Source organism: Pseudomonadota bacterium (assembly GCA_022361155.1).
GTDB lineage: Bacteria > Myxococcota_A > Polyangia > Polyangiales > JAKSBK01 > JAKSBK01.
On the sequence record JAKSBK010000566.1, the window covers coordinates 26084 to 38160 of the forward strand.

At 65.0% G+C, this 12077-nt stretch carries 9 protein-coding genes; 7 read left to right on the forward strand and 2 right to left on the reverse strand.

What is annotated here, in order from left to right; genetic code table 11:
* Positions 1-9 precede the first annotated feature (9 nt).
* The 7 genes from MJD61_21295 (at position 10) to MJD61_21325 (ending at position 8443) form a co-directional block, all read left to right on the forward strand.
* Entirely contained in the window at positions 10-1128 is a 1119-nt protein-coding gene (locus MJD61_21295) for a hypothetical protein (GenBank protein MCG8557795.1), read from the forward strand.
* A 516-nt stretch (positions 1129-1644) separates the two neighbouring features.
* Entirely contained in the window at positions 1645-2454 is an 810-nt protein-coding gene (locus tag MJD61_21300; protein MCG8557796.1) for an enoyl-CoA hydratase-related protein, read from the forward strand.
* Between the two features lie 8 nt (positions 2455-2462).
* On the forward strand, positions 2463-3716 hold the full coding sequence (locus MJD61_21305; protein ID MCG8557797.1) for a 3-hydroxyacyl-CoA dehydrogenase NAD-binding domain-containing protein: 1254 nt from the start codon (positions 2463-2465) through the stop codon (positions 3714-3716).
* Entirely contained in the window at positions 3713-4936 is a 1224-nt protein-coding gene (pcaF, locus tag MJD61_21310; GenBank protein ID MCG8557798.1) for a 3-oxoadipyl-CoA thiolase, read from the forward strand. Before MJD61_21305 ends, pcaF begins: the two co-directional genes overlap by 4 nt.
* On the forward strand, positions 4933-5589 hold the full coding sequence (locus MJD61_21315; GenBank protein MCG8557799.1) for a transferase hexapeptide repeat family protein: 657 nt from the start codon (positions 4933-4935) through the stop codon (positions 5587-5589). Before pcaF ends, MJD61_21315 begins: the two co-directional genes overlap by 4 nt.
* A complete protein-coding gene (gene paaZ / locus MJD61_21320; GenBank protein ID MCG8557800.1) occupies positions 5586-7646 on the forward strand; it encodes a phenylacetic acid degradation bifunctional protein PaaZ in 2061 nt (686 codons plus the stop codon). Before MJD61_21315 ends, paaZ begins: the two co-directional genes overlap by 4 nt.
* A 29-nt stretch (positions 7647-7675) precedes the next feature.
* The gene (locus MJD61_21325) at positions 7676-8443 is read left to right on the forward strand and encodes an enoyl-CoA hydratase/isomerase family protein (GenBank protein ID MCG8557801.1); all 768 of its coding nucleotides are present in this window, start codon (positions 7676-7678) and stop codon (positions 8441-8443) included.
* A 23-nt stretch (positions 8444-8466) separates the two neighbouring features.
* On the opposite strand, the gene MJD61_21330 is transcribed toward MJD61_21325, so the two are convergent.
* Entirely contained in the window at positions 8467-11256 is a 2790-nt protein-coding gene (locus tag MJD61_21330) for a TonB-dependent receptor (protein ID MCG8557802.1), read from the reverse strand.
* Positions 11253-12077 (reverse strand): hypothetical protein (locus tag MJD61_21335; protein MCG8557803.1); only part of this gene is annotated, 825 nt, incomplete at its 5' end. The genes MJD61_21335 and MJD61_21330, both read right to left, overlap by 4 nt.

Genomic DNA, 12077 nt, shown 5'->3' on the forward strand with positions numbered 1-12077 from the left:
GGCGCCTGCATGGCGCTCGGCTGCGGCGGCGTGGTGGCGCCTCCAGTATCCCAGCACGCGCCACAGGCAGCGCCGCACGATGGACGCGGCCTCGTGCAGTCGGTCTCCTCGCCAACCCGGCGGCGCAAGGCCCCAGCCGCCGATCCCCGGTCGCTGAACGCGGACGCCACCTTCCAGACCCTGGTGCAGGCTGCCCGCGCGATCGAAGCAGGAGCTCGGTCCAGCGCCGGCCGAGGCTGTCTGCTGCGCCGGGCAGCCCCTGGTGCTGCTGGGTTGCGTCTCGATGCCGAGCTTGCGGCTGCGGTGAACCCCATACCCGACCCTCCCTCCGACCTCGGCACGCGACTGCGGCGCCACCATGGCGGGGTGGGGGTGCTCACCCGCTGGGGGCTGATCGGCGAGTCAGACACCGGGCTGCTGCTGAGCGCGCTCACGCTGACCACGCCCCGAAGTCTGCGAGCGGTCCCGGTGGGACTCTTTCTCACGCCGGAAGGGATACACTTGCGAACGTCAAGTCAGGCCGGCTCGGGTGATGGCGGACCGATGGGAGCTCACGCGCTCGCAGCAAGACTGCTGGAGCTTGTCGCTCAGCAGCGAGTGACACTCTTCGTGACTGCCAATGCGGGCGTGCCAGCCGCTTCGCTGGCAGAGCTGCTGCGTCACCTGCCGCGAGCCATCCAGGACGTGGCCTTGGCCGTGACCTTGCCCCACGGAACCCGCCTGCCTCGCGCACCGCCGGCCGCTCCCAGCCCTCGCCTGAGTTGCCCCGAAGGCCTGCCCGAGCTCGATGCCAATCTTGATGCAGGCGAGCTCGACGTCGCGAGTGTGCGCCGGTTCGTCGTCCCGCTCGAGGCGAGCGCCCGCGCTTGCCTGAGCAGGGCGCGCGGCCAAGCGGCCGCAGGAGGCCGGGCGGTGGTGGCGCTGCGCGTGGGCGCTGACGGCCGCGTAAGCCACGCGTGCATGCTGGCACAGCAGAGCCAGGATCCCGCCCTGGCTGCCTGTTTGACAGACGCGGCCCGTCGGCTGACCTTTCCGCGGCCTGCTCCCGCCGGCAGCGTCGACATTCACCTGCCGCTAAAGCTCGTCCCGGGCTCATTCCAGCGCCAGCAACCCTTGTGCGAAACGTAACTGTTCAGGCCCCTGTCAGTCGGGTTTTCAGGCGGTTTTCCGGGCGAGCGCGCCCGCAGGAATCGCCCGAGGAGTACTTGTGGGCTGCGGTTGGAATCAGCTGCGGCGCAGGGCGAGGACGAGGACGAAAGCTGTCCAGAAAACCGCCTGGGAAGGCGCCATGCAAGCGTGGTCACCCCGTGAACAATTACTGCGAAACTGCATCGTCAAACCTGCACCGCCTCTCGCCCGGGCCCGCGGATCTCGCAGGGTTCGCTCGTAGGGTTCGAGCAGGGTTCGGCAGATTCCAGTTTGTCCGCGAGTAGTGTACAAGAGTAAGGGCCCGTCCAAGAATGATTCAATCGGCTGCGGCCGTGCAGGGCGGCGCGCGGCTGGCGGCCAACAGGCCGGCGAATCGCCGTCGCAACGGTTGAGCTGTTTCAAGTAGAGCTGTTTCGAGGAGGTTTCACGGAGATAGTCGCGAGGCGTTCGTTGCTGCGGCCGCCTCCAGGAGCGTGCGAATCACGTGAGGAATCGATGTTGCAGGAAACCTGCCGGTATGAGTACGTACGCTTTGGTGTTGAAGAGCAATCGGGCATCGCCCGCCTGACTCTGAGCCGACCCAAGAAGCTCAACAGCTTCAATCGGCAGATGGCGCAGGAGTTTCTCGGTGCGCTGGAGCGTTGCTCCCACAGCGCTGTGCGCACACTGCTCGTTACGGGCTCGGACCGTGCCTTTAGCGCAGGCCAGGATCTCGAGGATGTACTCGACGCGGATGGCAAGCCCGGCGTGGATTTGGCCGGCGTCGTAGCGACGCAGTGGGTCCCGATGCTGCGCGCGATCGGCGCGCTGGAAAAGCCGGTGATCTGCGCTGTCAACGGCGTCGCGGCCGGCGCCGGAGCAAACCTGGCATTGGCATGCGACTTCGTGCTGGCAGCAGAAACCGCGGTGTTCGTACAGTCGTTCGCGAAGATCGGGCTGATTCCCGATTGCGGCGGCAGCTTCTTGCTGCCACGGCTGGTGGGCCTCGCGCGAGCCAAGGCCATGGTGATGCTCGCCAACGAGGTGAGCGCCGTGGAAGCCGAGCGCATCGGTCTTATCTACCGAGCAGTGCCGGCCCCACACCTGCTCCCGGAAAGCGAGAAGCTTGCCGCTCGACTCGCCAGCGCGCCCACCACGGGCTTGGGTCTGACGAAACGCCTCTTCAACCAGTCGCTCCACAACGACCTCGAGCGGCAGCTGGCGCTCGAGGCCACGCTGCAGGGCGAGGCCGGTCGTAGCCACGACTACAAGGAAGGCGTGGCCGCGTTTCTAGAAAAGCGCAAACCCACCTTCACGGGCCGGTGAGACACTCCATGCAACACTTCACGCAACGTGGTGCCCCCGAGGACAAAGCCCTTCGGAGCTCGACCCCCGCGCCCGTTCTCGTGCTCGGCGCAGGCGCCATGGGAACGGGGATCGCGCAGATCGCGGCGACGCATGGCCACACGACCTACCTCTACGACACGCACGGGCAGGCGCTTGCGCGCGCTCGCACCACCCTGAACAAGGTCCTCGGCCGCCAGGTCGATAAAGGGCGGATCACGCGAACCGAAGCGGATGCGGCGCTCGCGCGAGTCCAGGCCGTGGATGAGCTGACCCCGCGGCTGGCCGGCGCGTTCCTGGCCGTCGAGGCGGTGGTCGAAGACCTTGCCACGAAACAGCAGCTGTTCAGGCAGCTCGAGGAACTGCTTGACGACGACAGCCTGCTGGCGACCAATACCTCCTCGCTGTCCGTAACCGCGATCGCGTCGGCCTGCCGGCAACCAGGTCGGGTCGTGGGTTTGCACTTTTTCAACCCTGCACCGGTGATGGCGCTCGTCGAAGTCGTCAGTGCGCTGCAGACCGACCGACACGCTGCGGACCGGGCGCGAGCCTTGGTGGCCGGCTGGGGCAAGACCGCCGTACGGGTAGCGGACACACCGGGTTTCATAGTCAACCGTGTGGCCCGGCCCTTCTACGGAGAGGCGCTCAGATTGCTCGAGGAGGGTGTCGCGGACGAGGCGACCATCGATTGGGCCATGCGTGACATCGGAGGCTTTCGCATGGGACCCTTCGAGCTGATGGATTTCATCGGCAACGACGTCAATCTAGCCGCCACCCAATCGGTTTACGCCGCGCTCTACCAGGACAGTCGTTTCAAACCGTTTTTGCGGCAGCAGCGCCTGGTTGAAGCGGGATTCCTGGGACGCAAGAGCGGTCGCGGTCACTACCGCTACGACGATGCCGGCAGACCGGTCGACATGCCCAGCCCCAAGCGCGACCCGCAAGCCGGGCGCAGCATCGTGGATCGCATCGTGGCCATGCTGATCAACACGGCGGCCGACGCTGTGCTGCTCGGCGTGGCCAGCCCGGAGAGCGTCGATCTGGCCATGACCAAGGGCGTCAACTACCCCAAGGGTCTGCTGGCCTGGGCCGATGAGATAGGCATCGATCGGGTGGTGCAACGCCTGCGTGCGATCGCGGACGAGTACGGCGAAGAACGCTACCGCCCTTGTGTGCTGCTAACACGCATGGCGAAGACCGGGGCGCGCTTCTTCGGGCACGTTGGGGACGGGAGCGAACGATGACGGCGCAGAAGCACGCCTATCTCGTCGACGGGATCCGGACGCCGATAGCGAAATTCGCCGGAGGGCTGGCGCAGGTACGAGCAGACGATCTGCTCGCACTGACCATTGAAGCCCTGCTCGAGCGCAATCCCAGCGTGGACCATGACGCCATCGACGATGTGGTTGCCGGATGCGCGAACCAAGCGGGCGAGGACAACCGCAATGTCGCGCGCATGGCAGCGCTCTTGGCCAAGCTTCCGGTAACAGTCCCCGGCGAAACCATCAACCGTCTGTGTGCCTCGGGCATGAGCGCAGTGGTCCACGCGGCCCGTGCGATCGCGGTGGGTCAGGGCGAGCTCTTCGTTGCCGGCGGTGTCGAACACATGACGCGTGCGCCTTACGTACTGTCGAAGACTGCGACGGCATTCGGCCGCAACGCAGAGTTGTTCGACACCAGTCTCGGCTGGCGTTTCGTCAATCCAAAAATGCAGGCGCAGTACGGCACCCACTCCATGGGCGAGACCGCTGAAAACGTCGCAGAGCGTTTTGGCATCCCGCGCGAGCCCCAGGATCGCTTCGCCCTGAGCTCGCAGCTCAAGGCGAAGGCGGCGCGCGAGCGCGGGCGTCTCGGACGCGAAATCGTGAAGGTGGAAATCCCGCAGCGCAAGGGCCCGGCGCGTGTCTGCGATCAGGACGAGTTCATCCGCCCCGACACGCGCATCGAAGACCTGAGCAGGCTCAGGCCTGCTTTCCGCCGCGACGGAAGGGGCACGGTTACGGCGGGCAACTCGTCCGGCATCAACGACGGAGCCTGTGCGCTGCTCGTCGCCTCGGACGCAGCCTGCCAGCGCTACGGGCTCGCCCCCAAAGCTCGCCTCGTCACCAGCGCGGTGGCGGGCGTAGAGCCGCAGGTGATGGGCCTGGGACCCATCGAAGCCACGAAGCGGGCGCTGTCGCGCGCCGAGCTTTCGCTGGCCGATGTGGACGTCATCGAAATCAACGAGGCCTTTGCCGTCCAGGTGCTGGCTTGCCTCGCGCGACTCGACCTAGAGGCGGGCGATCCGCGCGTAAACCCGAACGGCGGCGCCATTGCTCTTGGTCATCCGCTCGGAATGAGCGGCGCGCGCCTGCTCCACACAGCCATGCTCGAGCTCGAGGAGCACCGCAAACGCTACGCGCTGTGTACGATGTGCGTCGGCGTCGGCCAGGGCATGGCGACCATCATCGAGCGCGTGCAGTGAGCAACACCTACGAGTTCGAAGGTGTCAAGCCCGTAATCGACGCGAGCGCGTTCGTGCATCCCGCGGCCGTGGTGGTCGGCAATGTGCAGATCGGAAAGGACGTATATGTCGGACCCGGAGCGACCATCCGCGGAGATTGGGGCGAGATCATCATCGAGGATGGCTGCAACGTGCAGGAGAGCTGTACCATTCACATGTTTCCCGGCGTCACCGTCCGACTGGAGGCAGCAGCACACATCGGGCACGGCGCCATCGTCCATGGGGCATGCATCGGCGCGAACGCGCTCGTGGGCATGAACGCCGTGGTGATGGACAACGCCCGAGTTGGGGCTGGAGCCATCGTCGGCGCGCTGGCGCTGGTGCCAAGCGAGATGGTGGTCCCCGAGCGCAAGCTGGTGGTGGGAAACCCGGCCCGCATCGTCAGGGATGTGAGCGACGACATGCTGGCGTGGAAAAGCGACGGGACGGCCCTGTACCAGAGCCTGCCCGAAAGCCTGCGCCGGACCCTGAAGCCGTGCACGCCTCTGCGCCGGCGCCCGAAGCGTCGAGCCAGCCAGGCTGCTCGCTACAAGACCTGGCGCGAAACGCTTGCGGCCACGAGAGGAGTAGAAACGGGCAGGCGGAAGCGACAGACAGCGAAGGACGAGTCATGAAACTGCAATCGTACGCCGCGGGGGCATGGGTCACCGGCACGGGCCGCGGGAGGCCTCTGCTCAACGCCGTCAACGGCGAGGTGGTTGCGGAAGCCAACAGCGAGGGTGTGGACTTTGCCGGCATGCTCGAGCACGCCCGTTCTGTGGGTGGCCCCAATTTGCGCCGAATGACGTTTCACGAGCGCGCGAGGATGCTGAAGGCGCTGGCAAAGCATCTTACGGCTCACAAGGGCGCACTGTACCGCCGTTCCGCCGCGACCGGAGCCACCAAGGCCGATTCGTGGATCGATATCGATGGAGGCATCGGTACGCTTTTCGTCTATGCCAGTAAGGGTCGCCGCGAATTCCCAGACGAGACCTTCTACGTGGACGGGGGCCCCGAGGCGATCTCGAAACGTGGCTCCTTCCTGGGGCAGCACCTATGCGTGCCGCTCGAAGGCGTCGCGGTCCATATCAATGCGTTCAACTTTCCCTGCTGGGGGGTGCTCGAGAAGCTCGCTCCCACGTTGCTCGCGGGGGTACCGGCCATCGTCAAACCGGCAACCATAACCTCCTACCTTAGCGAGCAGCTGGTCAGGCTCATGCTCGATGCAGCAGTGCTCCCCGACGGCGCCCTGCAGTTGATCTGCGGCTCCGTGGGTGACCTCCTGGACCACCTGACAGGCCAGGACGTGGTGACCTTGACGGGAAGCGCATCGACGGGCCAGAGGCTGCGAGCGAAGCCGAGCATCGTCAACCATGCGGTGCGCTTCAATATGGAGGCGGACTCGCTCAATTGCTGCATTCTGGGGCCGGCCTGCGAGCCGGGCACGCCCGAGTTCGACCTGTTCGTCAACGAAGTCAGCCGCGAAATGACCGTCAAGGCAGGCCAAAAATGTACGGCCATTCGGCGTGCGATCGTACCGGATAGGTTGAGCGGTGTCGCGATCGAAGCGCTGTCCATGCGCCTGAGCAAGATTCCGCTCGGAGACCCGGCGGAAAAGGGCGTGCGAATGGGTCCACTGGCAGGCCTGGAACAGGTCCAAGAGGTCGGTCAGCGAGTCGCCGAGATTCGCCAGGACGCCGAGCTGGTCTACGGCGACACCGACGATTTCGCGGTCGTCGGGGGCGACCGTGACAAGGGAGCGTTTTCGCCTGCGCTCCTGCTTTACACCAAGGAACCCTTCAAGCACCGCGCCGCCCACGACGTAGAAGCCTTCGGCCCCGTCTGCACCGTCATGCCGTACGGCACTGTCGAGGATGCAATCGAATTGGCTAAGCTCGGCAAGGGCAGCTTGGTGGGCTCCTTATTCACGAACGACGACGAAGTAGCGCGTCAAGTCGTGCTAGGGACAGCGGCCTACCACGGGCGCATCATGATCGTGAATCGCGCCTGCGCCGAGGAGTCCACCGGTCACGGATCGCCGCTTCCTCACCTGATCCACGGCGGTCCGGGCCGGGCCGGTGGTGGCGAGGAAATGGGCGGTGTGCGAGGTGTGATGCACTACCTGCAGCGCTCGGCCCTGCAGGGCTCCCCCACCACGCTGAGCAGGATCTGCAATCGGTTCATGCGCGGCGCGGCGACCACACCCAGCGAGATCCACCCCTTCCGGCAACCATACGAGGATCTCGCCATCGGCAGGACGTTCTTGACGGCGCGGCGTACGATCGGCGAGGCCGATATCGTCAATTTCGCAGGCGTCAGCGGTGACTACTTCTACGCGCACATGGACGAGCTGGCGGCCCGAAGCTCGATCTTCGAAAAGCGAGTCGCCCACGGCTACTTCATCGTATCGGCAGCTGCGGGGCTGTTTGTCGATCCTGCCGAGGGACCCGTGCTCGCCAACTACGGCCTCGAGAACCTACGTTTCGTCAAGCCGGTCTACGCGGGCGATACGATTCGCGTTCGGCTCACCGTCAAGCAAAAGACCGTCAAGGAACGCCGCCAGCCCGACGACACGCCTCAGGGCGTGGTCGAGTGGGACGTCGAGGTGCTCAACCAGAACGATGAATCGGTCGCCGTGTATTCGATCCTCACCTTGGTTCGGTGCCGGGAAGCAACACCCCTGGCCGAGTAGCAGACGCGTGTCCCGGAGGTGCCATGACAATGAGCGAAAGTGGCAAGGTTACGAGCGAGCTCAGCGACAACATAGGCTGGGTGCGCTTCCATCATCCCAAGAAAAACTCATTGCCGCGAGCGCTGCTCGATTCGATCGCCGACGCAATCGCACGCTTCGGCGAGGACCCGCAGGCGCGCGCCATCGTGCTCGCGAGCCAGGGCGACGGCCCGTTTTGTGCCGGAGCCTCGTTCGAGGAGTTGGCTGCCATTTCGGAACAGGAAGCCGGCATGCACTTCTTCAGCGGCTTCGCCAAGGTCATCATGGCGATGCGGGACTCGCACAAGTTCGTGATCGCCCGAGTCCAGGGGAAGGTCGTCGGAGGAGGAGTGGGCCTGGTAGCAGCCGCCGACCTGGCCCTGGCAACCACGGAGGCGGCCGTCCGCATGAGCGAACTCGACCTCGGCATCGGCCCTTTCGTCGTGGGCCCTGTGCTGGAACGTCGAGTCGGCCGTACCGCCTTTGGAGCAATGGCGATCGACACCGAATGGCGCGACGCGAGCTGGGCCCTGGCGCATGGACTCTACACACACGTGGCGCCCAGTATCGAAGACTTGGATGAGAAGCTCCGGGCCGTGACGAGCAAACTGGCCGCGCACGACCCCGAAGCCATGGCCGAGCTCAAGCGGGTCCTATGGCGAGGCACCGAGAGCTGGAACTCGCTCCTCGCCGAGCGTGCTGCGCTCAGCGGACGCCTGGTCCTGTCCCGGTTCGCCAAAGACGCGATCGCCAAGATCAAGGCCAATCGCGGATCCTAGCTGCATGCCGGGACGGGCACTAACTAGAACTCGTAGTCCATACCGATCCGGAAGTTGCGAGGGGTCTGCCGGCCGGTCACTTGGCCGAAGTTGCTGCGATCGGCCGTGGCTATGCCCGTGGCAGTCCGCATGTTGAGCAGGTTGAAGATATCGAGGTGCAGCCTCAGCTTGTGTCCTAGCTTGACGGGAAGCACCTGGATGCTCGCACGCAGGTCGATATGGAAGGTGTCGGGCGTGCGGAACTCGGTAACGCCCGAGATATCGTTCGGTGTGAGCGGCAGCGTTCCGTTCGGCGAGCGGCGAAGACCGTAGCCACCGCTGGACTGCTGATAGAAGCGCTTGGTGCGGTTCGAGCCGCTTCGGTAATGCGCGATGGCGCCGAAGCTGAGGTAGTCCAGGTCGTAGCTCGTGATCACGCGGAACTGGTGGCGCACGTCGTGACCAAGGTAGCCGTCGAAAAAGCGCCGCTGCCTGAGGTTGCCGTAGCCCCCGCCCGGACCGTATGTCCATGAAAGCGTGTAGAAACCCAGGAAACGCAGCCGGGGTGTCGGGTGGCCGTTGAGGGTCACTGAAGCGCCGTGGTAGTTCGTGTGGTTATCATCCGGGGTAGTGTAGAAGGAAACGGTCTGGCCCTGCTTCTGAGGGTCCACCCAGCCGACGATCCTTGACCCCGTGGGGTCCCAGATGCGGTTGATCTCGACGGTCGCCCAGCGGTTGGAGATCTTCTTGTAGGTATACTCGGCGCTCGCAGTCAGGCTCGGGGACAGCGCGCGCCGCGCAACCAGCGTGATCTCGTCCGAATGAGGCATCTTGGCGTTGGGATCGACGCTGAAGTTGCCTTCACCGCCCGACTTCGACACCAGGGTGTCGAAGGCCGCGGTGTTGGAATCCCACTGCCAGGTGGAAACGGTCTGTACCCGTGACTCGTCCAGCCGCTGTGCCGCTCGCAGGTTCATGGGCTCGGTGTGCCGCCCATAGTACGCGCTGATCACGTTACGGCCGTCGCCGGTGATGTCGAACGCCAGACCCAGGCGCGGCCCGAAGCCAAGGAAGCTTGTCACCTGCTCTCCGCCGCTGGCATAGGTAGTGCCATAGTCCAACCGGATGCCCGGCATGACGTGGAGCCACTCCAAGGGAGTCCACCAGCGATCCTGAATATAGAGGCCGGCCTGGTAGCCCGTTTGCGTAGTGTCGACGGAGGGTACCTCGGTCCGCCGGTAGCAGGCGTCCCAGGTGGCCGGGTTGTCGGGATCGCACAGCCCATCCTCGAGCTTCGCTCCGGGTTTGCGATCCTGGTAGGTGTAGCCGCCGGGCGTCTCCTTGGTAACGTTGTTGGAGTCGGCCGATGCCTGAATGCCTATCTTGATGTCGTGGGTGCCGTAGTAGCGGCCGTGAATGGAAACCGACGGGTCGAACTGGAAGCCACGCTGGGAAGTGATCGAGTCCTCCCCGCCCTGATACCAGCGCGTGCCGTCCACCAAGTTGGTGTGCTGGGCTCGATGCGGATCGTAGACGCAGTTTTTTGGGCTGAACAGCTCGCAGCCTGTGAAATCGACGCTCCGCACCCGGCCCTGAGGTCCCCAGCGCTGCCGGCTGCCGGTTACGCCCACCTGCAGGGTCGTGGTGATATCCTCGCTGAGCAGGTAATCCCAGGCGCCAATCACGAACCCCGAGCTTCGCGCCGCCCCGGTCTCGGCCACGGCCAAGCGACTGTTGCTCCTGTCGGCGTTGTCCCAGGCGGCGGGCGACGTGTTGGCCGACAGCCGCAGCCGATGGCGCAACGTCGGAGCGTACTGCAGCTTGGCGCGCGCTCCCTGGGTCGTGTACTTGTAGCTCGGGTGCTGGATGTTGTACGGGGGAACGCCGAGGGGAGAAGCCATGAAAGGAGGCTCGACGTTCTGGAGCAGCTTGTACGCAGCGTCGAACCAGAACTTGTCCTTGATGATGGGGCCGCCCACCCTGAGGGCGGCGAGGTAATTGCCGCCCCGGCCCGGCCGAGTCGTGCTGAATGGCTGCTCGAAGCTGTTTGCAAGCGTGCCGGCTTTGGTACGGTCGAACATCCAGGCTCGGACCAGATACAAAGACGCCTTCGCCGTCCATTCATCGGAGCCGTCGGCGGTCATCGTATTCACGACGCCTCCGAGCGCGTTGTACTGCGCCTCGCCGCCACCCGTGACGACATCCACCGACTTGACGGAGTCGAAGGGCATCACGTTGCCGCCTCGACCTGTGATGTCGAGCCCATCGACCAGCCAGCGCGTGTTGCGGCCCGTCCCTCCCTTGATGTTGGAACCGCCCGTGACGCCCGGCACGTTCGCCGGCACGCTCCCGAAGTAGCGAATCACGGTCTTGTTCAGGGTCTTGGCATCCACCGCTACACCCGTTTGAGCAGCGTCGGCCTGCGTGCTCAGCGCCATGCCGGTGATTTCCATGACCTCCACTTCGGTCGTCTTGATCCGAAGCGACGCCGTGTCCCCGGCCTGGACGCTGGCGTTTCGCAGCAGCGGTTGCTCTTCGCCGACCACTACCTTGACCTGATACGGGCCCGGCGCAAGCCTTTGGATCAAGAAGCGGCCGCGCGCGTCCGTCTTGACCTGGCGCGGCTCGCCGATCAGCGCTGCTCCTTCCACCGTGACCGTGGCGCCTGCCACGGGCTGGCCTTGGTCGTCGATTACCCTCCCCTTGATTCGTCCAAGCTGCTCGCCCACGGCCAACGCCAGCGCGGGGCTCAACGCCAGCACGGCTTGTACGGTCAGCATCAACAGTCTCATTCGCTTCCCGAGTCGCGCCTCCATCTGATCCCTCTTCCTCATGGAACCTGCTGCACGACCTGCAAACAGTAGACGTAACGCCGGTCGAAGCCGCTGAGCTCTTCCTGTGGTGTGGGCAGGTAGCGAGTGGGAGCTGGATCCATGGCCAGGACAGACGTTTCGTCTTTGGGCCCCTGGTAGAGCTCCGGCCGATCCGGATCAAACGCAACGGTCGCGTTGTAGCGCCAAACCTCGCAGAGCGGGGAGTAGCCCGGCTCGTTCCGCATGAACTGCAGCACATCGTAGCCTGCACCCACTTGGCCCGGGCTCGTCTTGGATGGGTCGGCCGGGTCGGTTGCTACCAGGCTCGGGATGTAGAGCTTTTGGGCCAACAGCTGTGTGGACATCGTGTTTGGCACGGGAGCAGTCGGAATCGGACCGCCATCGAGGTAGGCCAAGAGATAGCGATCCAACCAGCCCCAGCGCTGCAGACCGAGCCCCGAATGGCCCGCCTTTTCCGACTGGCCCAAGGGATAAACGGCCGCCGCCGGATCGATCACGAGCCACGCTAGAAGCTGCCCATCGGCCGGTAGATCAGCCGGTCCGGCCAGCCCCAGTGCCTGTACGAGCCCGTTTTCGCTCTTGACCCGCTGGCATGCTGCTCCGCCCAGATCCACCGGTGCCCGGGAGACCACCGGCGCATACTTCGAGCTCGGCAGCGCGCCCTCCGCGTACTTGGCGCTGGGAAGCTTCGTGAAGACGTTGCCCTGCTCGGCGAAATTGACCTCATCGAGACGCGGGTCGTAAACGTAATTGGCAGGCGGAGAGCAGGTCGCAACACCGGCTGGATCCAATACGTAGGCCTTCGGAGCCGACGGCACCGG

Bases quoted from the DNA above. Each gene is read 5' to 3' on its own strand.
- MJD61_21300 (MCG8557796.1), top strand. From the start codon at position 1,645: ATGTTGCAGGAAACCTGCCGGTATGAGTACGTACGCTTTGGTGTTGAA.
- MJD61_21305 (MCG8557797.1), top strand. From the start codon at position 2,463: ATGCAACACTTCACGCAACGTGGTGCCCCCGAGGACAAAGCCCTTCGG.
- MJD61_21330 (MCG8557802.1), bottom strand. From the start codon at position 11,256: ATGAGGAAGAGGGATCAGATGGAGGCGCGACTCGGGAAGCGAATGAGA.
- MJD61_21295 (MCG8557795.1), top strand. From the start codon at position 10: ATGGCGCTCGGCTGCGGCGGCGTGGTGGCGCCTCCAGTATCCCAGCAC.
- MJD61_21325 (MCG8557801.1), top strand. From the start codon at position 7,676: ATGAGCGAAAGTGGCAAGGTTACGAGCGAGCTCAGCGACAACATAGGC.
- paaZ (MCG8557800.1), top strand. From the start codon at position 5,586: ATGAAACTGCAATCGTACGCCGCGGGGGCATGGGTCACCGGCACGGGC.
- pcaF (MCG8557798.1), top strand. From the start codon at position 3,713: ATGACGGCGCAGAAGCACGCCTATCTCGTCGACGGGATCCGGACGCCG.